We start from the raw sequence: 24,156 nt of genomic DNA, 5'->3' as shown, positions 1-24,156 counted from the left end.
AAAGCGGTCTTCAGGCGGAGGTGGGAACCACATCAAAGGCGATGTTGAGCCGTTCTCCCGCCGCGAACGGATAGGTGCCATGCCACAGGATCGACGGGAAGACCACTAGCTGGCCTGCGCGTGGCGGTATCACGGCGTAGGGGTCAAGCGTGACACCAAGTTCGGGCGGCGGCGCGCCGAGGTGGAGTGCGCCGGCGGGGGCCGGGCCCGGATCATCGGGCAGCGCGACATAGAACACGGCAGAAAGCCAGCCGGCGGGGTGGCTGTGCGTAACGTTGAAGCCCCCCGCCCCGAGGCGGACGGACCAGCTGCCGGAAATCTGCAAGCCCCCGCGCGGTCGGCCCAATACCGGGTGGCGCGGATCGGGCGGCGGCAGCGTTGCCACGAAATCGCGCATGGCCTCCATCAGCCGCGCTCGCACGGTGCCGAGGAGCGGCTCGTGGCGCAGCAGGATCGAGCGATCGGTCTGCGTGCCGCGGCGCACCGATTGTTCGGCATAAGGCAGCGCGGCGGTGTGCAGGCGGCGCAGGAGGGCAGCGAGTTCGGTGATCTCGGTGCTGGAGAGGCCCGGATCGAGCACGGCGCGGAGCACCGGATCGCCATCGAGCCACGCTGCGCGCGGATCGCCGAGCAGGCGCCAGGCGGTGGAGAGATAAGGCCAGACCTGCCCGGCAAGGCGTGTGGCCGTGAGCGGCAGCGCAAGATCTCGCGCAGCCACGGCATCTTCGGCGCGCAGCGCGGTGCGGATGCGGCAGAGCGCGAGGAAATCATCGTCCACACCTGCCAGCGCGGCAAGGCGGACCTGTGCATCTGCGCTGTCGCCACTCTCGCTCGCAAGGAAGGCGCGGGCAATCGCAAGCGCTCTGGTTTCGCCGAGCTGCGCGGTAGCTTCATCAAGGATCCGGCGGGCAGCAGGCCAATCGCGCTGCTGGGCGCGCAAAGTGAACCAGCCCAGCCAAAGGCCCTGATGGCGCGGCTGTGCCTTGACCGCGTCGGCAAAGCCCGCGTCATAGGTTTCGGCATCGCCGTGGCTGTAGCGCAGGCTGGCGAGCACGCGCTGGCCATCGAGCCAATCAGGCTTGGCGGCTAGCGCGCGGGCGAGCACGCGGTCCGCCTCGGCCACCTCACCTTCCGAGGTGAGCGCGAGCGCCTGGTTTCTCAGGACATCGGGGTTTTCGGGCCAGAGCCGCGCGGCCTTTGCAAACAGGGCCGCCGCCGGGTAGCCGAGTTCATAGGCCGATTGCGCGCGCAGGAATGCCGTCAGCGGATCATTGGGCGCGAGGCGTGCGGCTTCGTTGATTGCCTTGTCGGCACCCAGCATGTTCTGCACGGCACGGGCCGCGCGTGCCCGTTCGCGCCAGACTTCGGCTTCGATCGGGTTTCCCATGCGCGTCAGGCCGCCGACGCAGCGCCGGTGAGGCCGGCGATATAGGCTTCGTGGCTGGGCAGCTTGGCCGCTTCCGCCGCCATCGCCGCGCGCAGTTTGGCGAGGTAATCGCGCGCGTCGATCCCGCGGTGCTCGATCAGCGGATCAAGGCCTTCGGGATAGTTGTGCTGGCCGATGTGGACCGCGAGCCACGAGGGGGGCGCGAACAGATCCATCTCGCGCGCGATCAGGCGGCCGTGGCGGCGGAAGTGTTCCATCTTGACCGCGAGCGCATCGGGCACGTCCATCGCGGAAACATAGCGCCAGAGTTCGTGATCCTGCCGCTGGGTGAGCTTGTAGTGGAGGATCAGGAAATCGCGGATCCGGTCCGTTTCGGCGTGGGCGATGCGGTTGAATTCGTCGATCGTTGCGGGATCGAAATCGCGGTCCGGGAACAGGCCGATGAGCTTGGAAATATTGGCCTGGATGAGGTGGATCGACGTCGATTCCAGCGGTTCGAGGAAGCCGCTCGAAAGGCCGACCGCGATCACGTTGCGGTTCCAGTGCAGCTTGCGGCGGCCGGTGCGGAAGCGGACAAAGCGCGGATCGCCGAGCGCCTCGCCATCGAGGCGAGAAGCGAGCAGGCTGGCGGCCTTGTCGTCCTCCATGAACTGGCTCGCATAGACATAGCCGTTGCCGATGCGGTGCTGGAGCGGAATGCGCCACTGCCAGCCGGCCTCGCGCGCGGTGGAGCGGGTATAGGGCGTGGGCGGACCGGCGCTGGCGCAGGGCATCGCGACGGCGCGGTCGCACGGCAGCCAGTGGCTCCAGTCCTCGAACCCGGTCTGAAGCGCGCCTTCGATGAGCAGCGCGCGCAGGCCCGAGCAATCGATGAACAGATCGGCCTCGAGCTTTTGCCCGCCTTCCAGCGTGACGCTTTCGACGAAGCCGGTTTCGCCGTTCAGCGTGACATCATTGATCTTGCCTTCGACGCGCCTGACACCGCGCGCTTCGGCGTGTCGGCGCAGAAAGGCCGCGTAGAGCGAGGCGTCGAAATGGTAGGCGTAATCGAAGGTGGAGAGCAGCGAGCGCTGATCGGGGACCGGGCGCGCCATGCGGCCGGCGCGGGCGATCTGCCAGGCCATCGACAGCTCTTCGAGCGGAAAGGCGCCGGGCTCCGCGCGCGTGCGCAGCCAGTACTGGTGCAGCGGCACCATATCGAAATTGCGGCCATGCGGGCCGAAGGGGTGGAAATAGCGGCTGCCGTTGCGGCCCCAGTCGACGAATTCGATGCCGAGCTTGAAGGTGCCGCGCGTCTCGCGGATGAAATCGGCCTCGCTGATGCCGAGCGTCTCGTTGAACAGGCGGATCGGCGGGATCGTCGCCTCGCCCACGCCGACAATGCCGATTTCATCGGATTCAACGAGCGTGACGACGCAATCGCGCTTGAGCATGGTGGCGAGCATGGCTGCAGACATCCAGCCTGCCGAGCCGCCGCCAACGACAAGCACCGAACGGATCCGCCGATCGCTCTGATCCACCTTGCAAACCCTTTTCCCAATGCCCCGCCGTTTCCCGGCCAAGGCTGATCCTTACGCAAAAAGGGGTGGGTGCGGAACCATCTGGCCGCGCCCACCCCTCTTCATTGTGCCTGCCCGCCTGGGGCCGTTCAGCCGATCAGAAGCTGAAGCGGACCGAAGCGTTCACGTTGCGGCCGAGCGCCGGAGAGATACCGCCGACGAAGCGGCCACCGCCCGCGCTGTAATCCGTGCCAGCCGGCCCGAGCGCGGTCAGCTTGTTGAACAGGTTGACGACGTTGACGCCAAGCTCGAGGTTCTTGATCGGGCGAACCTTGATGTTCGCGCCGACCACGCTGCCGCCCGGCCATTCGTTGCCTGCACCATCGAGCGTGCTGGTCACGCCGGTGATGTTGGCGCCAAGCCCGATCATGTCGTTGACGTCGTAGTTGGCCGCGAAGGTGTACGAGAGGTCGGGAATGTTGTTCGACCGCGAGAACACTGCACCCGGGTTCGACGGCTGCTTCTTCGCCTTGTTGTACGTCATGTTGGCGAGGAGGCTGAAACCGCCCAGGCTGACCGTGCCGTAGAATTCCGCACCCGTCGTCTTGTACTTGTCGGAGACGATGCAGGTGAAGGTCGTCGGGCTGCCGGTGACGATCGGGCAGATCGTCTGGCTGAGCTCGTAGGTCGTGATGTTGAAGTGGCTGTGGTACGCCGTCAGTTCGACCGTGTAGCGGGCCGCGCCGATGTTGCCGCGGTTCTTCAGGCCGATCTCGTACTGGTAGACGTTGTCCGCAACCGCTGCTTCACCCTTGGCATTGAGCGTGCCGTCGTTGTTGAAGTAGCCGTTGAAGGTCATGCGATCCGCATTGAAGCGCGTGCCCTTCGAAGCGCGGACGAACAGGTTGAGGTTGTCAACCGGCTTGAAGCTGGCACCCACCGACCACGACGTCAGGCTCTTGCTGTAGTTGATGTTCTCGCGTGCACCGTCGGGCAGGTAGTAGGGAAGGCTGACTGCCTGCGAGTTGCCGGTGACCGGGTTCACCGCGTTGGTGGTGATGAAGTGCGTGACAGCATTGCCGTTGGCATCGTTGGCGTTGATGCCCGATCCCGAACCGTGGTTGATGTCGTGGCGCACCGAGGCGTCGAGCTCGAACTTGCCCACATCGAAGATGAGGTCCGCGTACGGCGCGTTATCGGTGAAGGTGTAGTCATAAGTACGGGCGCAGCAGCCGCCCCAGTTGTTGTTGTAACCGGTGAAGCCATTGGCGCTGAGCAGGTGACCGCTCGAATCGAGCAGATCGATCGGCGAGGCGGCCGGGGTCAGCGACGCGTTGAACTGGTTGGGGTGCCAATCCATCGCGATTTTCTGGTTCATGTAGAACCAGCCGGCAGTCAGGTTGGCCTTGACCGAGCCGCCGAGATCACCCTGCCAGTTGAGCTTCATGTCGTTGACGAAGCTGCCGACGTCGCGGATGCGCGTGTAGACCGAGACGTTGTTGTTGTAGAACGCTTCGGCGACGTCCTTGCCGGCGTTCGGGCCGGCCGAGTAGACCGCGCGGGCGACAACGCCGCCGTTCTTGGTCGAGCCGATCAGGCCCGAGAGCGGGGCGACGCTGAGGAAGTTCGACGAGAAGCCGCCGTGCATGCTGGTGTAGCGCGCGTTGTTGTCGACAGTGATGCCGTTGTCGAACTTGTAGTGCAGCTGCGCCTGGAGCGACTTGGAATTGGTGGTGATCCCGTTGAGCGGGGTGCTGGCAAGGCCGCCGCTGTTGAAATCGACGTAGTTGATATTGGTGTTGAACACCGAGAAGTTCGACGCACGGCGCGGATCGAAACCCGGGCAGGCCGAGAGGCCGGAAACCTTGCCGCCCGAGAGGTTGCCGCAGACGATACCGCCCTGGGTGTTGGGCTCCTGCGTGTCCTGCGCCTTGAAGTAGAGGCGGAAGAAGCCGCGGTTGTCATCGAACTCGCGGGTGATGTTGCCCTTGATCAGGTACGAGTTCGAGAGGTTGTAGCCCGCGTGCCACGGACCATGGCCGACGTCGTAGAAGCCACCGATGTTGAAGTAGGTCTTGTCGTCGAGACCGCCCGAGAAGCGGAAGCTGGCCTTGGTGTAATCGTAGGTGAGGTTGCGCTCGACCTGGATGTAGCCACCTTCGCTGCGATCGGTCTTGCTGATGTAGTTGATCACCGCGCCCGGCGCCTGGCTGGCGAGGGTGGCCGCAGTGCCGCCGCGGATCGCGTCAACGCGCTGGTCCATCGGGCTCGACTTGGTCCAGTAGTCGTTGTTGCCGAACTGCATGTCGCCGTAGAGCACGGTGGGAAGGCCATCTTCCTGCAGCTGCACGAAGGTGGCGCCGCCGGTGGCGACGGGCAGACCGCGAACGGCGAAGTTGCCGTTACCGCCAGGACCAGAGATGTTCGGCTGGAGACCCGGCAGCAGGCGAAGCAGATCGCCTTCCGACATCGGGCGGAAGTTTGCGATGACGGCGCTATCGACCGAGGAGATCGAGACCGAGCTGTCGAGCTTGCTCTTGGTGCCGGTCGACGCGGTGACGACGATTTCGCTCAGCGTATCAGCGGGGGCATCGCCGGTGGCGGCGGGCGCAGCGGCATCGGCGGCGGGCGCAGCAGCTTCAGCGAACACCGGCGTCGAAAACCCGGCCATGGCCAGCGCAATAACCGATGCACACGATTGAATTGATGAAAGCTTCACAGGTTTCCCTCCCGATTGCGAGCACTTTTGTGCGTGCGACAGCAGCGAATCGAAGCCTCGAGACGCCTGCATGGCGTGTCTCTGGCAAAAGGTCGGGCCAAGTGCAAGCAGGAATTCAAGCGATTGAATCGATCCCGGCGCAAGAGTGCGGCAAGTGTGCCTTCTCTGCACCGGGTGGCGGATCACCCTTGCGGCCACGCACGCGAGCGCCTTGTCTGCATGACTGAACCAACGCCCCTCTTGACGTTTACGTAAAGTGGAAGGATGGAGGGTGCAAGAGAACGCCATCGCACGCGCGTGGCGAGTCTCGCTGCGTCAGGGCCGTAAAAAAGGCCACGAACTCAAAACGGAGAGCCCCATGCATCTTGATTTCAGCCCCGAGGATCTGGCCTTCCAGCAGGAAGTCCGCACCTTCATCGCCGAAAACTATCCGGCCGAACTGCGCGGCAAGCAGGACGAAGGCGACGAGCTTTCGAAGGAAGACTTCCTCTCCTGGCACAAGGTGCTGGCAAAGAAGGGCTGGATCGCCCCGGCATGGCCGGTCGAATATGGCGGCACCGGCTGGACCGCGACGCAGAAGTACATCTGGTCCGAAGAGACGGCGCGGGCGGACTGCATCCGCCTGATGCCGTTCGGCCTCTCGATGGTCGGCCCGGTGATCTACACCTTCGGCACGCCCGAACAGAAGGCGAAATACCTCCCCGGCATCCTTTCGGGCGATGTGTGGTGGTGCCAGGGCTATTCGGAGCCGGGTTCGGGTTCCGACCTTGCCTCGCTGCGCACCAAGGCCGTGCGGGACGGCGATCATTATGTGGTCAACGGCCAGAAGACCTGGACGACGATGGCGCAGCACGCTGACTGGGGCTTCTTCCTGGTCCGCACCGATCCCGATGCCAAGCAGCAGGAAGGCATCAGCTTCCTCCTCATCGACATGAAGTCGCCAGGTATCACCGTGCGCCCGATCATTACGCTGGGCGGTGAGCACGAGGTCAACGAAGTCTGGCTCGAGGACGTGCGCGTGCCGGTCGAGAACCGCATCTACGAGGAGAACAAGGGCTGGACATGCGCCAAGTTCCTCCTCGCCCACGAGCGCACCGGGATCGCCGGGGTCGCGGCTTCGAAGCGCGGCATCGAGAAGGTCAAGACCATCGCCCGCACCGAGCTGGACGGGGACAAGCCGCTGCTCGCCAACGCGTTCTTCAAGCGCAAGATCGCCGAGCTGGAGATGGACCTCACCGCGCTCGAATTTACCGAACTGCGCAGCCTGGCCGGTGAAAGCGCCGGCAAGGGGCCGGGGCCGGAATCGAGCCTGCTCAAGATCAAGGGTTCGGAGATCCAGCAGCGCCTGACCGAGCTGACCCTGGAAGCGGTGGGCCACTATGGCGCGCCTTATTTCCGCGGCTTCGGAGAAGGCGACAACGAGCACCCGATCGGGCCGGACTACGCGCACCGCGCCGCGCCGACCTACTTCAACACCCGCAAGACAACGATCTACGGCGGTTCGAACGAGATCCAGCGCAACATCATCGCAAAGATGGTGCTGGGGCTTTGAAATGACATGAGGCCGCCGCGCAGAACACGGACGCGGCGGCCCTGAAGCGGGATTTGAGGACAATGGATTTCAGCTACACCGAAACGCAGGACATGCTGCGTGACACGCTCGCGCGCTTCCTCGCCGACACCTATGATTTTGAAACGCGCAAGAAGATGCTGCTGCGCCCCGAAGGCCGCGATCCGGGCATCTGGAAGGCGCTGGCAACCGAGCTCGGCATTCTGGGTGCGCCCTTTGCCGAAGAACACGGCGGCCTTGACGGCGGCGCTCTCGAAAACATGATCATGATGGAAGAGCTGGGCAAGGTCATCGCGATCGAGCCCTATCTCCAGACCGTGGTGATCGGCGGCGGTGCCTTGAAGCGCGCGCCCGCAGCGATGGCCGATGCGGTGATCCCCGAGATCATCGCGGGCAATGCCGTGATCGCGTTTGCCTATGCCGAGCCGCAGGGCCGCTATGACCTTGCGAACTTGCGCACGACTGCCAAGGCCGACGGCGCGGGCTTCGTGCTCTCGGGCCACAAGGCGGTGGTTTATGCGGCGCCATGGGCAACGCATCTCCTCGTTACCGCGCGCACCGGCGGCAGCCAGCGTGAACGTGAAGGCGTGGAGCTGTTCCTGATCGATGCCAGCCTTCAGGGCATCGTGCGCCGCGATTATCCCACGGTCGACGGCTTCCAGGCGAGCGAGATCTATTTCGAGAACGTGGCGATCCCCGGCGATGCGCATATCCCCGGCGGCATCGGCCTTGTCGAACAGCTGGTGGACGAGGCCACCATGGCGATCTGCGGCGAGGCCATCGGGATCAGCCGCAAGCTGCACGAAGGCACGCTCGACTACATCAAGCAGCGCAAGCAGTTCGGCCAGCCGATCGGCAAGTTCCAGGTGCTGCAGCACCGCATGGCCGACATCTTCATCGAGGTGGAGCAGATCGCCTCGATGGCGCTGATGGGCACGCTGAAGCTTGATCTGCCGGCAGAGGAACGCAAGGCAGCGGTGAGCCTCGCCAAGGCAAAGGTCGCGCGTTCGATCAACTTTGTCGGGCAGAACGCGATCCAGACCCATGGCGGCATCGGCATCACCGTGGAGCTCGCCATCGGCCACTACTTCAAGCGCGGCACGATGATCGAGAACCAGTTCGGCTCGGCGGACTTCCACCTTGGCCGGTTCGAGGATCTGACGCTGGCAGCTTGAGGCTTCGATCAAGCGCTTGCTCTCTCCCCTTCAGGGGAGAGATACGAAGGCTTGGCAGCTTGCTGCCTTGCCGAAGTTGAGAGGGGGCAGTGGCTTGGCGCCAGTCCCCCACTCCCAACCCTCTCCCCTGAAGGGGAGAGGGCCTTGACGGCTCAGACCATCCCCGCAAGCCGCTCGCGGATGATCGCATTGGCCTGCGCCATGATGCGATCGACCAGTTCCTTGCAGGTCGGGATATCGTGGATGAGGCCGGCGACCATGCCGCAGCTCCACGCGCCGGCTTCCATGTCGCCGTCCATCATGATCCGCGGATAGACGCCCGCGACTTCCTCGATGATGTCCTCGAACTTGATGTCCGGCCCGAGGCGGCGCTCCTTTTCGAGGAGGCGTTCGACCGCGGCGTTGGTCAGCACGCGTTCGGTGTTGCGCAAGGGGCGCATGACGAGGCGGGTATCGAGCTCGGAAGCGGCGACGAGCGCCTGCTTCACCTTCTCATGCACCGGCGCTTCCTTGGTGGCGATGAAGCGCGTGCCCATGTTGATGCCTTCCGCGCCCAGCGCGAGCGCGGCAACAAGGCTGCGGCCATCGGCCATGCCGCCCGAAGCTACGAAGGGGATGGTGAGCTCCTCCGCCGCGCGGGGCAGCAGGATGAAGTTCGGGATATCATCCTCGCCCGGATGGCCGCCGCATTCGAAGCCGTCGACCGAGATCGCATCGCAGCCCACGCTTTGCGCTTTTACGCTATGGCGCACCGAGGTGCACTTGTGGATCACCTTGATCCCGGCGTCCTTGAAATAGGGCAAGAACGGCGCGGGATTGTTGCCCGCGGTCTCGACCACCTTGACCCCGCCTTCGATGATCGCGCGGATATAGCCGGGATAATCGGGCGAATTGACAGTGGGCAGGAAGGTGAGGTTCACGCCGAACGGCTTGTCGGTCATGTCCTTGCAGCGCGCGATTTCATTGGCGAGATCGGCGGCGGTTTTTTGCGTGAGGCCGGTGATGATGCCGAGCCCGCCCGCGTTGGAGACGGCGGCGGCCATCTCGGCGAAGCCGACATAGTGCATGCCGCCCTGGATGATCGGGTGCTCGATGCCAAACAATTCGGTGATGCGGGTCTTCATGTGTGCGCTCTCCCTTTTGCCGGGAGATTGGACAGCCGAGCGGCTGGGCGCAAGGCCTCGCCGTCCTCCTATTTCTGGCAGGAGGCGCAGAAGAAGGTGGAGCGGCCGCCCTGCACTACGCGGCTGACAGGCTTGCCGCAGCCACACGGCTCGCCCTCACGCCCGTAGACACGCCAATCCTTGGCGAAATAGCCAAGCTCGCCATCGGGACGGACGTAATCGCGCAAGGTTGAGCCACCGGCGCGAATCGCTTCTTCCAGCACGGCACGGATTTCGGGCACCAGCCGGGTTAGCGCGGCGCGGCTGACCTTGCCCGCCTCGCGCTCCGGGTGGATCTTCGCGCGGTGGAGCGCCTCGCAGACGTAGATATTGCCGAGGCCCGCGACGATCTGCTGATCGAGCAGGAGCAGCTTGATCGCGGCGAACCGGCCGTCGAAAGCCTTGGCGAGGTGGCCTGCGGTGAGGCCGGGGCCGAGTGGTTCGGGGCCCATTGCAGCGAACTGCGGCCATTTCTCCAGCGCAGCGGTATCGACCAGATCGACCGAGCCGAAGCGGCGCGCATCGTTGAGTGCGAGGATACGCCCTGCACCTGTCGCCATCACGAGATGGTCGTGCTTGCCGATTTCCTCGGGATCGATTCGCCAGCGCCCGCTCATGCCAAGGTGGAAGACCATGGTCTGCCCGCGATCGACGTGGATCAGGCCGTACTTGGCACGCCGCGAGAGGCCCGTGATGCGCGCACCGGTGAGCGCCTGCACCAGATCGGGCGGAAACGGGCGGCGCAAGTCCGCGCGGCGGGTCTCGATGCGCGCGATGACCTGTCCATCAAGGACATGGGCAAGGCCGCGGACAGTGGTTTCGACTTCTGGTAACTCGGGCATAGCGCAATTGCACCTAACAGGCTTTGCCGTGGCGGCAATTCCCACGTAAAGGCGCGGGGTATGACTAACGCAACTGCTGCCGAGCCCGAAACCGTCTCCTTCGGCTATGAGGAGGTGACCCCGGAAGAAAAGACCGAGCGCGTGGGCGCGGTGTTTTCCTCCGTGGCGAAGAACTACGACCGGATGAACGACGCCATGTCGGCGGGCATGCACCGGTTGTGGAAGGACCGCTTTGTGCGCCGGGTGAAGCCGCGCGAGGGTGAGACGATCCTCGACATGGCGGGCGGCACCGGCGACATCGCCTTCCGCATGGCGCGCCACGGCGCGGCGATCACGGTTTCGGACATCAATCAGGACATGCTGGACGTCGGCATCGAGCGCGCCGAGAAGCAGGGCATTCAGGGCCTCACATGGTCGCGCCAGAATGCCGAGGAACTGACGTTCGAGGACCGCGCCTTCAACGCCTATACGATCGCGTTCGGCATCCGCAACGTGACCCGGATCGACAAGGCTCTGGCGGAAGCACACCGCGTGCTGAAGCCGGGCGGCCGGTTTTTCTGCCTCGAGTTCTCGACCACCGAATGGCCGGGCTTTGCCGAAGTCTACGACCTCTATTCGCACAAGGTGGTGCCGCAGCTGGGCCAGATGATTGCCGGGGATGCGGATTCCTATCGCTACCTCATCGAATCGATCCGCCGCTTCCCCAAGATGCGCGAGTTCGAGGGGCTGATCCGCGCCGCCGGCTTCCGCCATACCAAGGTTGAGGCGATCCTGGGCGGGGTCGTGGCAATCCATTCGGGCTGGAAGATCTAAGGCCAGCGCTTTGACCCGGCACATCACTCATATCCGCCGCCTGCTGGGCTGGGGCATCACGCTTGCCCGGCACGGCGCGCTGATCGGCATCGAGAACGACCGCAACACACCGCCGCCGGTGCGGCGGCTGGTCAAGCTGGCGCGGTGGGCTTCGCTGACCGGCAAGGGGCGCGAGCGTGACTATGCCGGGGCATTCCGCGCCATCGGCCCGGCCGCGATCAAGCTGGGGCAGACGCTGGCGACACGGCCCGATCTTGTCGGCCCGGAGCCTGCAGCGAACCTGCTCAAGCTCCAGGACAAGCTGCCGCCGGTGGCCTTCGCGCAGATCCGCCGCGAGATCGAGGAAAGCTTCGAGCGGCCACTGGAATCGCTGTTTGCCGAGTTCGAGGAGGAGCCGGTCGGCGCGGCTTCGGTGGCGCAGGTCCACCGCGCGGTGACGACCGACGGCCGCAAGGTCGCGGTGAAAGTGCTGCGCCCGGGCGTGCGGGAGAAGTTTGCAGCCGATATCGCGACCTACGAATGGGCGGCAGCGCATCTTGAGGGCTTTGGCGCCGAAGCCGCGCGGCTGCGTCCGCGCATGGTGATCGCCAATTTCAAGCGCTGGACCTTGCGTGAGCTCGATCTGCGGCGCGAGGCGGCCTCGGCCTCCGAACTTGCCGAGCAGATGCATGCCTTCCCGGGCTACCGCGTGCCGAACATCGACTGGGACCGCACCAATGGCCGGGTGATGACGCTCGACTGGATCGACGGGATCAAGATCAGCGACAACGCTGCGATCGACGCTGCCGGGCATGACCGCAAGGCGTTGGCGAGCCGGCTGGTGATCGCGTTCCTGCGGCAGGCGATCAGCGGCGGGTTCTTCCATGCCGACATGCACCAGGGCAACCTGTTCATCGAAGCCGACGGCACGATCACCGCGATCGATTTCGGCATCATGGGCCGGATCGACCGGCGCGCGCGGCAGTGGCTGGCCGAGATCCTCTATGGCCTGACGACCGGCAATTACACGCGCGTGGCGGAAATCCATTTCGAGGCGCAGTACGTGCCGAGCTACCATTCGGTCGCCGAGTTCGCCACGGCCCTGCGGGCTGTCGGCGAGCCGATGCGCGGCAAGCCGGTAAGCGAGCTATCGGTCGGCCAGATGCTCGACGGGCTGTTCGCGATCACCCGCGATTTCGACATGCAGACCCAGCCGCATCTGCTGCTGCTGCAGAAGACCATGGTCATGGTCGAAGGCATCGCCACCCAGCTCGATCCTTCGATCAACATGTGGGACGTCGCGGCGCCCTTCGTGCGGGACTGGATTCGCGACGAACTGGGTCCGGAAGCCGCGATTGCCGACCGCATCCGCGAGAACGTCAAGACGCTGCTTGGCCTGCCCGACCTCGTTCGCCGGGTGGAGGAGCGCTTCCCGCCCAAGGGTGGTGCGCCCGAAGATCCGCCGCTCCCCCCGGTCGCGCTGATCGGCGATGGCGGCAGCCTCAAGTGGCTGGGCTATGCGCTGGCGGCAGCGCTCGGCGCGGCAGCGAGCGCGGGCGTGATCATGCTCGGGCCCTGGTCGTGAGGGGGGGCTGAGATGGGCAAGAGACCTCCCCTTCCCGGCCTGCGCCTCGACAAGCGGCATTTCAACGCGCTCGACCTCTCGCGCCTGCTCGCGGCCTGCGCGGTGCTGTTCTGGCACTACCAGCACTTCTTCGTGCCGCCGGTGGAGTTCCATTTCAATGTGAACCGCCCGAAGGTCTCGCCGTTCTACCATGAACTGTGGTGGCTGTTCGATTATGGCCACGTCGCGGTGCAGTATTTCTGGGCGGTTTCGGGCTTCGTCTTCGCGCATGTCTATCTGGCGGACGAAGGCGCGCGGGGGCGGTTCTGGCTGGCGCGGGTGGCGCGGCTGTGGCCGCTGCATCTCCTCACGCTCGGCCTCGTCGCGGTGCTCCAAGCGACCTACAGCGGGATGAACGGCACCGAATTCATCTACCACCACCAGGACATGAAGCATTTCGTGCTGAGTCTGGGGCTGGCGCATTACTGGGGCTGGCAGGCGGACCAGTCGTTCAACGGGCCTTCGTGGTCACTTTCGACCGAGATCGTGGCTTACGCAGTATTCTGGCTGCTGCTGCCGGGACTACGCCGCTCGCCCACCGTGCTGGCGCTGACGGCGGCGGTCATGGCGTTGGCGCTGTTCTTCCGGAAAGCGCCCGATGGCCCGGTGTTCACCTGCATCGGCTATTTCTTCGGCGGCGCGGCGGTCTATGGCGCGGCGCTGCGGGGCGGACTTCGCACGGGCGTGCTGACGGTGCTGGCAGCGGGGCTGACCGTGTCAGCGGTGTGGATGGGGCGCAGCTTGCACTGGGAGGACGGCGCGACGCTGGCGGGCACTTTCGCGGCGCTGTTCGGCGTCCTGGCGATCGACACGGCCGACCGCAGCGACCGGCTGGCAGCGGCGCGGCATCTCGGCGATGCGTCTTACGGGGTCTACCTCTGGCACTTCCCGATCCAGCTCGGGCTGGTGCTGCTGATCGATAGCGTGCTGGGTTCACGCGGCATTGCGCGGCAGCCGGCCTTCCTGCTGTTTTTCGTGGGCGCGAGCGTGCTGGCGGGCTTTGCCTCGCACCGCTGGTTCGAGCGGCCGGCGCAGCGGCTGGTGCTGAAGCTGGCCGGGCGGCGGCGGGCGGCGGGAGCGGTTGCCGCTTAACCCGCGATTTCGGCAATCTTGTGGTGCGGCAGGAGGCGCCAGGCCGCGAGCGCCAGCACAACATGGCCCGCTTCGGCTGCCATCGGCAAGGCCCAGCCGGGATAGGTGCCCACGGCTGCCAGATTGACCGCTCGGCCCGCCAGCGTCGTGCCGAACAGCATCGCGGGCACCAGCAGCAGATCGGCGTTACGGCGCCACGCGCCCCACATCATGCACACAGCGCCGACACCGAAGAACGAGGTCATGTCACCCCGGATCGTCGAGAGGCCGGCGATCCCGATGGGCGCGATGCCGAAGACCGCACCGGAGCCCGTCGATTGCGGGGTGAGGAGAAACGAGCCGGCCATCGAGAGGTCGAACATCCCGACGAGAAAGATCAGGGCAGTCAGGATCAGGCGCATCGCTCGGTTTCCTTATGTTTGTTCCAGCGTGGGCCAGCCCGGAGGCTGACGCAAGGGCGGTGCAGCAAAACCATTGCGCGGCGCGGCCCGCCATTGCACAAGCGCGGCCATGCAGGGCAAGCGCATCCTCCTCATCATCGGCGGCGGCATCGCGGCCTACAAGGCCAGCGAGCTCGTCCGCCTGATCCGGCGCGAGGGCGCCGCAGTCACCTGCGTGCTCACCGAAGGCGGCAGCCATTTCGTGACGCCGATGACGCTGGCGGCGCTTAGCGAGAACGAAGTTCACACCACGCTGTGGGACCTCGATGCCGAGGCGAAGATGGGCCACATCCAGCTTTCGCGGAATGCCGATCTGCTGGTGGTCTGCCCGGCGACGGCCGACCTGATGGCACGCATGGCCGGCGGGCTCGCGAACGATCTCGCGACGACCTTGCTGCTCGCAACCGACAAGCCGGTGCTCGCCGTTCCCGCGATGAACGTGCGGATGTGGGAGCATCCCGCGACCCGGCGCAATGTCGCGGCGCTGCGCGCTGATGGCGTGGACGTGATGGAGCCCGATGAAGGCCCGATGGCCTGCGGCGAGTTCGGCCCCGGCCGCCTGCCCGAGCCGCCCGCGATCCTCGCCGCGATTGCCGCGAAACTCGGCGGGGCGCCCACCGGGCCACTGGCGGGGAAACACCTGCTCATAACCGCCGGGCCGACGCATGAGCCGATCGATCCCGTACGCTACATCGCCAACCGTTCGAGCGGAAAGCAGGGCTTCGCGATTGCCGCCGCCGCCGCGCGCGCCGGGGCGCGGGTGACGTTGGTGGCGGGGCCGGTAACCTTGCCGACACCCCCGGGAGTGAACCGCGTCGATGTCGAAACCGCGCGCGAGATGGCCGCTGCCGTCGCGGCTGCGCTACCCGCTGATGCCGCGATCATGGTGGCGGCGGTGGCGGACTGGCGGGTCGCTGCAGAAGCGGGACAGAAGCTCAAGAAGGATGGTTCCGGGCTTATTCCGCCGCTGAACCTTGCCGAAAATCCCGATATTCTGGCGCGCCTGGGTGCGGCGCCGGACCGGCCACGCCTGCTGGTGGGCTTTGCCGCCGAGACCGAGAACGTGGTCCCCCATGCGCAGGCCAAGCTCATCAGGAAGGGCGCGGACTGGATTGTGGCGAATGACGTTTCCGGCGACGTGATGGGCGGCGCACTGAATGCAGTCCACATCGTGCGCGCCGACGGGGTGGAGAGCCTGCCCGAGATGCCCAAAGATGCGGTCGCCGCCGCGCTGGTCGAAAGGATTGCCGATGCACTCGACTGAACCCGTTCCGGTGATGGTCAAGCGCCTGCCCGGGAATGACGACCTGCCCTTGCCAGCCTACGCCACCAGCGGCGCGGCAGGGATGGACGTGGTTTCAGCCGAAGATGTCGATCTCGCCCCCGGCGCGCGCCATGCGGTGGCGACAGGGCTTGCAATGGCGATCCCCGAAGGTTTCGAGATTCAGGTGCGGCCGCGCTCGGGCCTCGCGCTGAAGCACGGGGTGACCGTGCCCAATACGCCGGGCACGATCGACAGCGATTATCGCGGCGAACTGAAAGTCATCATGATCAACCTCGGCGCGGAGACGTTCTCGATCCGCCGGGGCGACCGGGTGGCGCAGCTGGTTCTGGCCCCGGTGACGCAGGCGAGCTGGCTGGAAGTCGAATCGCTGGACGAAACCGCGCGCGGTGCGGGCGGGTTCGGCTCGACGGGAGGCCTTGCGGCACTCCCCGGCTGAGCCGCCAAAGTCCTCTCCCGTTCACGGGAGAGGATTTGAACGCGCGTCAGCGCTTCTTTTCGGGTGCGATCGAGATCTTCACCGTCTCACCGCTGTGGCCGGGGAAGCCAGTGAACATCGCCTCGACCAGATTGGGCACGAGATAGGGAAGGCGGTTCGAGGTGGAGGCGGCCTCCGCCTTGCCTTCGAACAGGCGCTTGCCATCGGCGCGGCGATCGATCTTGAGATCGACACCACTGGTGTAGACCGTCACGACATCGACGTTGTCGTACCCGCCGCCGTAAAAGAACGGATCGTAGAAACCGTAGCCCCAGGGCCCGCCAAAGCCGCGGCGACCCCAGCCGCCGCCGTAACCACCCCAGCCGCCGCCCCAGCGCGGGCCCCAGCCCGGACCGTACCAGCCGCCCCAATAGGGATCGCCGATGCCGGTGGTGCGCAGCTTGTCACGTCCCTTGTCGACGCCGTAATCGAACTGGACGACGAGATCGGCCGCTTGCGGACTGGTGGCAGGCACGTAGCCCACCTTTTGCAGCTGCGCCGAAACGAGGCTGGCGTATTGCGAGAATTCGAGACCGCCAGCGTTGCGCGGATCCTCAGGCACAATCGCGAAGGTCTGGCCCGCGGGGGCCGGCAGTTCGGCCTGAAAGCGCGAGACATTGGCGTTGAAGGGGGTAGCGCAAGCGCCAAGCGCGAGCAGCAGGGGCGCTGCCAGCATGGCAAAGCGATTACGCGTGGGCATCAGACTCATATCCGGCGACTCCTTGGTGCGTGAGCCGGCTCCCCTGTCAGCCAGCACCGCTTGCATTGGTAGCACGCAAAAAGAGTGCGCGTCAGGTGCTGAATGGCGGTTGAACGGATGGGCGAAACCCCCGCAATTCCGGGCTATTCTGGCTTCAAAGCACCGATGTGATGCAATTTGTTACATTCCTGCAGCAGGCCGCCAACACAGCAAGACAGGTTACCCCCGGAGCAGACCAAGCGAGGCATAAGCGCGCTCAAGCGTCGGCGCGGCAAGCGCACGTGCCCGCGCAGCGCCGCTCGCCAGGATCGCATCGAGCGCGGCGGTATCGGTGCGCAATTCGCGGTAGCGCGCGGTGATCGGCGCGAGCTTCTCGACGAGCAACTCGCCGAGCGCCGGCTTGAACGCACCGAAGCCCTGCCCGCCGAACTGAGCAAGGACTTCGGCCTGGCTGATCCCCGCCATCGCGGCATAAATGCCGACGAGATTCGCCGCTTCGGGACGCTCCTTGAGCTCATCGACCCCGTCTGGCAGCGGTTCGGGATCGGTCTTGGCCTTGCGCACCTTCTGCATGATCGCATCGGCATCGTCGGTGAGGTTGATGCGGCTCATGTCCGAAGGATCGGACTTCGACATCTTGGCGCTGCCATCGCGCAGGCTCATGATCCGGGCGGCTTCGGGCGGAATGATCGGCTCTGGCAGGGTGAAGACCGGCGCCTCTTCAGTCGCGAAGTCGTTGTTGAACTTCTGCGCGATGTCGCGCGCGAGTTCGAGGTGCTGCTTCTGGTCTTCGCCCACGGGCACGTGGGTCGCCTGATAGAGCAGCACATCCGCCGCCTGCAGCACCGGATAGGTAAAGAGAGCCACGGAGGCGCCCTCGCGGTTCTTGCCCGCCTTGTCCTTCCACTGCGTCATGCGGTTCAGCCAGCCCATGCGCGCGGTGCCTGTGAGCAGCCATTGCAGCTCGGCATGGGCGGGAACCTGCGTCTGGTTGAACACGATCGAGCGCGCGGGATCGATCCCGCAGGCAACCAGCGCCGCCACCATCTCGCGCGTGCCCGCTGTCAGCGCGGCGGGATCGTGCGGCATCGAAATCGCGTGGAGATCGGCGAGGAAATAGAGGCACTCGCCCCCCTTGGCGGTCCACTCGTCCTGCATCGCCACCCAGTTCCGGATCGCGCCCAGATAGTTGCCGAGGTGGAGATTGCCGGTGGGCTGGATGCCCGAGACGATACGCATGGACGGTTACTCTGGTGCTTTGCCCCTGCGCCGCAGGAGCAGTTTGAGATCATCCCGCGAGAACGCGCCGAGCAGGATGGCGCTGAGCCCATAGACGAGGCTGCCCGCCGAAACCAGCACGGCGAGCGTGAGAAAGCGCACGAACCAAGTGCCATGGACATAGGGCATGAGCAGGCCCTGCCCCGCCCAGAGCGCGCCGCCCATGGCAAGCGCCGCCAGCGCGAGACGCGGTGCACGGCGCTTGAGGCGGTCATCGGTAATGAGCTGCCCGCGCTGGACCAGCGTGCGAAAGAGCATGGCGACGTTGACGGTGGAGGCGATCGCGGTCGCCAGTGGGGGCCCGACATGCTGGAGCGGCACGATCAGCGCCAGATTGAGTACGAGGTTCACGCCCATCGAGATAGTCGCGTAGCGCACCGGGGTGACCGTATCCTGCCGCGCATAATAGCCGGGCGTAAGCACTTTCACGAGGATGTAGCTTGGCAGGCCAATCGAGAAGGCGGCGAGCGCCTGCGCGGTGAAATGCGCATCCTGCGGCGTGAAGCGGCCATAGCCGAACAGCGCGGCAGCAATCGGCTCGCCGCAGAGCACGAGTGCGACGGTGGCAGGAAGCGTGAGGAGAAGCGCGAGCTCGAGCCCGCGGTTCTGCGTTTCCATCGCACCCGCTTCGTCCCCACCGCCGAGCTGGCGCGAGATCGTGGGCAGCAGCACGGTGCCAAGGCCGATGCCGATGAGGCCGAGCGGCAGCTGGTTCAGCCGGTCCGCCATGTAGATGTAGGTCACCGAACCGTGCGCAAGGAGCGAGGCGGCAAGCGCGGTCGAGATGACGAGGTTGATCTGCACCGCGCCGGCACCTGCGGCAGCAGGCCAGATCAGCGCCATCAGGCGCTTCACGTCGGCATCGAGCCGGGGCAGGCGCAGGCGCAGGCTGACCCCGGCGCGGCGGCAGGCCCAGACCAGCCAGGCCAGCTGAAACGCACCCGAGACGGACACGCCGATTGCCTGATTGCGCGCGGTGATCATCGGGTCGGCGGAGTGGAACAGCAGCAAGGCCGCAATCAGCGTCACATTGAGCAGGATCGGCGCGGCCGCATTGACCCAGAACTTGTGCAGCGAATTGAGGATGCCGCCGCAGAGCGAGACCAGACTGATCAGCATCAGGTAGGGGATCGTCATGCGCGAAAGCGTGACCGCGAAGGCGAACTGATCGGCGCTGACGCCGTTGAACCGGCCCGAAAGCACAAAAGTGACCGGCCAGGCGAAGACTTCGAGCAGCACGGTCATCGCGATGAGTACCGGCAGCAACACGGCCAGCGCGCGCTCGGCGAAATCGAGCCCGTCAGGCAGGCCCTGCCCTTCCGCATCGCCCACCTTGCGGTTGAACATCGGGATGAAGGCCGAAGCGAACGCGCCCTCGGCGAAGAGGGCGCGGAACATGTTGGGCAGACGGAAGGCGACAAGGAACGCGTCCGACGCGAAGCCTGCGCCCACATAGCGGGCAAACAGGCTATCGCGCACAAGGCCGAGCACGCGGCTGGCGAGCGTGAGCCCGCCAATCGTGCCGGTCGCCTTCAAAAGGTTCATGGCATCTGCTTCATGGCTGGAAGGGCCATGAAAGTGGCCGGATCAGGCCTGCCCGGCCGTGCCGGCCGCCAGTTCCTCGGCCTGCCGGGCCTGAAGCTGGGCGAGATAGAGGCCATTGAAATCGATCGGTTCGAGCAGCAGCGGCGCGTAACCGGCATCGCGCACCGCGTCCGAGATGATGCGGCGAGCGAAGGGGAACACGAGGCGCGGACCTTCGGCGAACAGGAACGGATGGGCCTGATCGTCGGTCACGTTGCGCATGCCGATCAGCGCGCCATAAAGCAGCTCGACGACATACATCGTGCCCTGCGGCGCCTTCGACGTGGCGGTGATCTTCATCTCGATCTCATGCACGTCGGGGCCCAGCGGGCGCGCGCCGATGTTGAAATCGATCGAGACTTCCGGCGCATCGGTCCACTGGTAGCTTTCCGGCGCATTGGGGTTCTCGACCGAGAGATCCTTGATGTACTGCGAAATCAGGCCGATCGCGGGGCTGGTATCTTCGCCATTGGGGACGGGACCAGACGTGTCGAGATCGAGCGGGGTGATGATATCGCCTTCTTCGGCCATGATCGTGCTTTCATGCGAATGGAATGGAACGGATCGGAAAGGGTTGGCGCGCCGCCTAGCACCTGCCGGAGTCCGGGGCAATCACGCTTGCGCTGCGGGGGCAAGGGCACCGGTTGCGCCAAAGTGCCCCTAGAGGCAGGCGAAAAACCACCTCCGCAAGGCAAACAAGGTGCCGTCCACGCGTTGTTCATTTGTATTTTGTAACCACATAGGGCACGATTGAAGTGTTGGCGGCGATCGGGACCACGCAAGCCCGGATGCCGCCCTGATTATGCAGGATATGGCCTTGTGATTGTTGAAATTGTGATTCTCGCGATGATCGCAGCATTCCTGGGCCTGCGACTCTATGCCGTGCTGGGGCGCCGTCCGGAACAGAACGAAGAGCCGCTGCGCCGCCGGGTGGAACAGCCCGATCCTGCGAGTGCGTCGCGCAGCCTGCAGCCGCGGCTGCCGGAAAAGACCACAGCCACCCCCCGCGCGTTGCCGCTCCCGCAGGATAGCCAGCTCGATTCCCGCGCCGAAGCGGGCATTCGCGCAATCGTCGGCGCGGACCGCCGCTTTGATGTCGGCCAGTTCCTTGCCGGTGCGCGCGGCGCCTATGGCATGGTGCTCGAAGCCTTCTGGCGCGGTGACAAGGAAGAACTTTCGCAGCTGTGCGACAGCGACGTCTACGCCGGCTTTGCCGAAGCGATCGACGCGCGCAGTGCCGCTGGCGAAGCGATTACAGCCAAGCTGATCCGGATCGAGGAAGCCCGCATCGTCGATGCCAGCTACACCTCGCCGCTGGCGCGCATCACCGTCAGCTTCGTCGCCGATGTGGCCTCGGTCACCCGCGATGCGAACGGCGCGGTCGTGGCAGGTTCGCTCGATGACGCGATCGAGACCCGCGATATCTGGACCTTCTCGCGCGATCTCACTTCACGCGATCCCGACTGGGTGGTCGACGAGACCGACGAAGGCTGATCCTGCGTGGCTGTTCGGGTGGCAGGACGGGCCGGCAAGCTGGCCTGGCTTGCCATACTCGCACCTGCATTCCTTTCCGGCTGCATTCCGCTGATCCCGCCCGGCGCGCCGGTTCCTCCGGTGCCGCCAACCGCGCCCAATGCCGCACTGGTCGGTACGCGCCCGGGGCCGCTCGCGGCAGGGCTCGGCTTCAGCGACGCTAATGCGCGCGCCGCGCTTGCCGCCTTCGTCACGAGTTGCCCGCGCCTGACGCGGCGCACCGATACAAGCGGCCTCACCCGTCCCGAAGACTGGGCTCCCGCCTGCACCGCAGCCGCCGGATGGCAACCGGGCGATGCGCGCGGGTTCTTTAGTCGCTATTTCGAGACAGCAACCGTAGCGCAGGGCAATGCGCTGGTGACGGGCTACTACGAGCCGGAAATCGCGGGCGTGCGCCTGCACCAGCCGGGTTTCGACGTGCCGGTCTATGCCTTGCCCCCCGATCTGGTCCGCGCGCGGCCGGGGGATGCGCCGCCGCTGCCTGATGGCAGCCAGCCGCTCGGCCGCTATGACGAGACCGGGCGCTTCGTCCCCTATTACGACCGTACCGCCATCGAAAGCGGCGCGCTCACCGGCAAAGGGCTGGAACTGGCCTGGGTGGCCGACCGCGCCGAACTGTTCTTTCTGCAAGTGCAAGGCTCGGGCCGGCTGCGCGCACCCGATGGCACAGTCATCCGGCTCGGTTTCGCGGGGCAGAACGGCTATCCCTATACCGGCATCGGCAGCGTGATGCGCGCGCAGGGGCTGATCGGCACGGGACCGGGACAATACCCCGGCTCGATGCAGGGCATCTTGCGCTATATCCACGAGCATCCGGTCGAGGGCAGCGCGCTGATGCAGCAGAACCAGAGCTACGTGTTCTTCCGAGAGCGGACGGGGCCAGACACGGTGGGCGCACTGGGTGTACCGATTGCCCCGCGCACGACGCTGGCGGCAGATCCGGCCTATGTGCCGCTCGGCGCGCCGGTGTGGCTGCAGGGCGATAGCGGGAGCGGTGGTCAGAACATTGGGGGCCTTTGGGTGGCGCAGGATACCGGCGGCGCGATCAAGGGGCCCAACCGGTTCGATAGTTTCTGGGGCGCGGGTGAGCAGGCACGCACCATTGCGGGCGGCATGCGCGCGCAAGGGCAGGCGCTGATCCTGCTGCCCAAAGGCACCCTTGCCCGGCTTTACGGACAATGAGGGGCGCGCCGCGCGGGCTGAGCCCGGATGAAGCCGCACTGTGGCGCCGCGTCGCCGCTACGGTAACGCCGCTGCATCCCAAGCGGCCCGTGCTCGCCCCCCCAGCAGTTGCCGCGCCGAGCGAACCGCCACCGCCGCCGCCCAAGCGCGTCAAAGGCCGCGTGCCGCCGCCGCGCCCCGAGCCTGCCCCGGTCGCAACGCCGGTGCGGCCACTCACCAGCGGCGGACTCGATTCAAGCTGGGACCGCAAGCTGGGGCGCGGGCCGATCCAGCCCGATGTGACGATCGACCTCCACGGCCTTACGCTCGCCATGGCGCACGACCGGCTGAACGGCGGCATTGCACAGGCGCTGGCGATGAGCGCGCGGGTGATCCTGCTGATCGCGGGCAAGCACCGGCCGGTGCCGGAAAACGACTTGCGCGGAGAAAAGCGCGGGGCGATCCGCGCCAAGTTGCTCGACTGGCTGGCGGCGAGCCCTCATGCCGGGCGAATCGCCTCGGTCCGCCCCGCCCAGCCGCGCCATGGCGGCGACGGTGCGGTCTACATCGTGCTCAGGAAAGCGCGCTAAGCGCGATCCGGCGATAGATCCGCACGAGGACTTCGAGGTCCTCCACCGCCACGGCTTCGTCAGTCTTGTGCATCGTCGCGTTGGTGAGGCCAAATTCGATCACCGGGCACAGCGCGCGCAGGAAGCGGGCGTCGGAGGTGCCGCCGGTGGTGGAAAGCTCGGGATCGAGGCCGGTTTCCGCCTTGACCGCCGCCGAAACCAGCGCGGACTGGGCACCCGGGAGCGTGATGAACGCCTCACCATGCAAGGTGGCGCGCACTTCGGTGCGGTACCTTGCGGCGATCTCGGTCACGCGGTCGACCAGCGCTTGCCCGGTGTGGTGATCGTTGTAGCGGATCGAAAGCCGCGCGCGCGCTTCGGCGGGGATCACGTTGGTAGCGCGGTTGCCGACTTCGAGATCGGTCACTTCGAGGTTCGAGGGCTGGAACCACGCGCTGCCTTCATCGAGCACGATGGTATCGAGCTCTGCGAGTAGCGCGACAAGGCGGGGAATCGGATTATCGGCGAGATGCGGATAGGCAACGTGGCCCTGCGCGCCCTTTGCGGTAAGCCACACATTGACCGAACCGCGACGGCCGATCTTGACCATGTCACCCAGCCGGTGGACCGAAGTCGGCTCGCCCACGAGGCAGAAATCGGGGATCGCGCCCACTTCGCGCATGTACGCAATGAGCGGGACGGTGCCGTACCTGGCGGGGCCTTCCTCATCACCGGTGATGATGAAGCTTATCGTGCCTGCCTCGGCGGGGATCTGCTCCACCGCGCAGACCATCGCCGCAATCGCACCCTTCATATCGACCGCGCCGCGCCCGTAGAGCAGCTTGCCGCCCGGCACATCGCGCAGGTCTGCGGCGAACGGCGCGCTCGACCAGCCCTCGCCCGGGGGGACGACATCGAGATGCCCGGCAAAGGCAAAGTGGCGCGAGCCCGCCGGGCCCTGCCGGATGGCGAAGAGGTTCTCGACCGGGCCCTCGGGAGGCTCTCCCGCAAGGAAGCGGTGCACCGCAAAACCCAGGGGGGCGAGCATGGCTTCGAAACGATCGAACACCGCGCCGGTGGCGGGGGTAATGCTGGGCGCCTCGATCAGCGCGGCGGTGCGGGCGAGGACATCGGAAAGTGCGGCCATGCCCCGGCGTTAGACGAGGCCGCTGCGGGAGGGAAGCGCCCAAGGGGTGAGGCCGCATGACCCGCGAGGTAATTGCCGGTGCGCGGTTTCACCGCGAAAACTACGCGCACGGCAACCGGCA

General features: G+C 65.9%; 21 protein-coding genes. 10 read left to right on the top strand and 11 right to left on the bottom strand.

Features of this window, described 5'->3' with window-relative positions; translation table 11 throughout:
* Positions 1–10: 10 nt before the first annotated feature.
* The 3 genes from ACO056_RS04595 to ACO056_RS04585 all read right to left on the bottom strand — a co-directional run bounded on the left by ACO056_RS04595 (position 11) and on the right by ACO056_RS04585 (position 5,557).
* Entirely contained in the window at positions 11–1,387 is a 1,377-nt protein-coding gene (locus ACO056_RS04595) for a 2OG-Fe(II) oxygenase family protein (RefSeq protein ID WP_421852495.1), read from the bottom strand.
* Positions 1,388–1,392: 5 nt separating this feature from the next.
* Positions 1,393–2,907, bottom strand: a complete 1,515-nt coding sequence (locus tag ACO056_RS04590; protein WP_421852492.1) for a tryptophan halogenase family protein — start codon at positions 2,905–2,907, stop codon at positions 1,393–1,395.
* A gap of 136 nt (positions 2,908–3,043) precedes the next feature.
* Complete coding sequence (locus ACO056_RS04585; protein WP_421852489.1) at positions 3,044–5,557, bottom strand: TonB-dependent receptor; 2,514 nt, start codon at positions 5,555–5,557, stop codon at positions 3,044–3,046.
* Positions 5,558–5,963: 406 nt separating this feature from the next.
* Here ACO056_RS04585 and ACO056_RS04580 point away from each other — a divergent pair, with 406 nt between their 5' ends.
* Complete coding sequence (locus ACO056_RS04580; RefSeq protein ID WP_421852486.1) at positions 5,964–7,157, top strand: acyl-CoA dehydrogenase family protein; 1,194 nt, start codon at positions 5,964–5,966, stop codon at positions 7,155–7,157.
* Between the two features lie 62 nt (positions 7,158–7,219).
* A complete protein-coding gene (locus ACO056_RS04575; RefSeq protein ID WP_421852483.1) occupies positions 7,220–8,350 on the top strand; it encodes an acyl-CoA dehydrogenase family protein in 1,131 nt (376 codons plus the stop codon).
* Positions 8,351–8,502: 152 nt separating this feature from the next.
* Here ACO056_RS04575 and ACO056_RS04570 read toward each other — a convergent pair whose 3' ends face one another.
* Positions 8,503–9,474, bottom strand: coding sequence for an NAD(P)H-dependent flavin oxidoreductase (locus ACO056_RS04570; protein WP_421852480.1), 972 nt, complete (start codon positions 9,472–9,474; stop codon positions 8,503–8,505).
* A gap of 68 nt (positions 9,475–9,542) precedes the next feature.
* Entirely contained in the window at positions 9,543–10,355 is an 813-nt protein-coding gene (gene mutM, locus ACO056_RS04565) for a bifunctional DNA-formamidopyrimidine glycosylase/DNA-(apurinic or apyrimidinic site) lyase (protein ID WP_421852477.1), read from the bottom strand.
* Positions 10,356–10,415: 60 nt separating this feature from the next.
* On the opposite strand from mutM, the gene ubiE reads away from it, so the two are divergent.
* From ubiE to ACO056_RS04550, 3 genes are read left to right on the top strand one after another with little or no spacing between them, the layout of a single operon-like run.
* Positions 10,416–11,168 carry a bifunctional demethylmenaquinone methyltransferase/2-methoxy-6-polyprenyl-1,4-benzoquinol methylase UbiE gene (gene ubiE / locus ACO056_RS04560; RefSeq protein ID WP_421852474.1) on the top strand — a complete coding sequence of 251 codons (753 nt, stop codon included), beginning with the start codon at positions 10,416–10,418 and terminating at the stop codon, positions 11,166–11,168.
* A gap of 10 nt (positions 11,169–11,178) precedes the next feature.
* On the top strand, positions 11,179–12,732 hold the full coding sequence (gene ubiB, locus ACO056_RS04555; RefSeq protein WP_421852471.1) for a 2-polyprenylphenol 6-hydroxylase: 1,554 nt from the start codon (positions 11,179–11,181) through the stop codon (positions 12,730–12,732).
* Positions 12,733–12,744: 12 nt separating this feature from the next.
* Complete coding sequence (locus ACO056_RS04550; protein WP_421852468.1) at positions 12,745–13,863, top strand: acyltransferase family protein; 1,119 nt, start codon at positions 12,745–12,747, stop codon at positions 13,861–13,863.
* On the opposite strand, the gene ACO056_RS04545 is transcribed toward ACO056_RS04550, so the two are convergent.
* The gene (locus ACO056_RS04545; RefSeq protein ID WP_421852466.1) at positions 13,860–14,264 is read right to left on the bottom strand and encodes a hypothetical protein; all 405 of its coding nucleotides are present in this window, start codon (positions 14,262–14,264) and stop codon (positions 13,860–13,862) included. The genes ACO056_RS04550 and ACO056_RS04545 overlap by 4 nt on opposite strands.
* A gap of 109 nt (positions 14,265–14,373) precedes the next feature.
* Between ACO056_RS04545 and coaBC the strand changes: the two genes are divergently transcribed.
* Together coaBC and dut are read left to right on the top strand one after the other, a co-directional pair.
* Positions 14,374–15,567, top strand: coding sequence for a bifunctional phosphopantothenoylcysteine decarboxylase/phosphopantothenate--cysteine ligase CoaBC (gene coaBC, locus ACO056_RS04540; protein ID WP_421852463.1), 1,194 nt, complete (start codon positions 14,374–14,376; stop codon positions 15,565–15,567).
* Complete coding sequence (gene dut / locus ACO056_RS04535) at positions 15,554–16,024, top strand: dUTP diphosphatase (RefSeq protein WP_421852460.1); 471 nt, start codon at positions 15,554–15,556, stop codon at positions 16,022–16,024. Before coaBC ends, dut begins: the two co-directional genes overlap by 14 nt.
* A gap of 46 nt (positions 16,025–16,070) precedes the next feature.
* Here dut and ACO056_RS04530 read toward each other — a convergent pair whose 3' ends face one another.
* The 4 genes from ACO056_RS04530 to secB form a co-directional block, all read right to left on the bottom strand.
* A complete protein-coding gene (locus ACO056_RS04530; protein WP_421852457.1) occupies positions 16,071–16,772 on the bottom strand; it encodes a DUF4136 domain-containing protein in 702 nt (233 codons plus the stop codon).
* Positions 16,773–16,982: 210 nt separating this feature from the next.
* Positions 16,983–18,002 (bottom strand): tryptophan--tRNA ligase, encoded by a 1,020-nt coding sequence (trpS, locus tag ACO056_RS04525; RefSeq protein WP_421852454.1) that lies wholly within the window; start codon positions 18,000–18,002, stop codon positions 16,983–16,985.
* 6 nt (positions 18,003–18,008) lie between these two features.
* Entirely contained in the window at positions 18,009–19,586 is a 1,578-nt protein-coding gene (gene murJ / locus ACO056_RS04520; RefSeq protein ID WP_421852451.1) for a murein biosynthesis integral membrane protein MurJ, read from the bottom strand.
* Positions 19,587–19,628: 42 nt separating this feature from the next.
* A complete protein-coding gene (secB, locus tag ACO056_RS04515; protein WP_421852449.1) occupies positions 19,629–20,156 on the bottom strand; it encodes a protein-export chaperone SecB in 528 nt (175 codons plus the stop codon).
* Positions 20,157–20,444: 288 nt separating this feature from the next.
* On the opposite strand from secB, the gene ACO056_RS04510 reads away from it, so the two are divergent.
* From ACO056_RS04510 to ACO056_RS04500, 3 genes are read left to right on the top strand one after another with little or no spacing between them, the layout of a single operon-like run.
* Entirely contained in the window at positions 20,445–21,119 is a 675-nt protein-coding gene (locus ACO056_RS04510) for a Tim44/TimA family putative adaptor protein (RefSeq protein ID WP_421852446.1), read from the top strand.
* Between the two features lie 6 nt (positions 21,120–21,125).
* Complete coding sequence (locus ACO056_RS04505; protein WP_421852442.1) at positions 21,126–22,340, top strand: murein transglycosylase A; 1,215 nt, start codon at positions 21,126–21,128, stop codon at positions 22,338–22,340.
* Positions 22,337–22,909, top strand: a complete 573-nt coding sequence (locus ACO056_RS04500) for a Smr/MutS family protein (RefSeq protein ID WP_421852440.1) — start codon at positions 22,337–22,339, stop codon at positions 22,907–22,909. Before ACO056_RS04505 ends, ACO056_RS04500 begins: the two co-directional genes overlap by 4 nt.
* Here ACO056_RS04500 and dapE read toward each other — a convergent pair.
* A complete protein-coding gene (dapE, locus tag ACO056_RS04495; protein WP_421852437.1) occupies positions 22,893–24,035 on the bottom strand; it encodes a succinyl-diaminopimelate desuccinylase in 1,143 nt (380 codons plus the stop codon). The two genes, ACO056_RS04500 and dapE, sit on opposite strands and share 17 nt — an antisense overlap.
* Positions 24,036–24,156: the final 121 nt, after the last annotated feature.

Origin of the sequence: Novosphingobium sp. (genome assembly GCF_965228995.1) — a bacterium.
Taxonomy (GTDB): domain Bacteria; phylum Pseudomonadota; class Alphaproteobacteria; order Sphingomonadales; family Sphingomonadaceae; genus Novosphingobium.
Note: the sequence above shows the minus strand (reverse complement) of the source record. Positions and strands in the feature narration are given on the sequence as shown.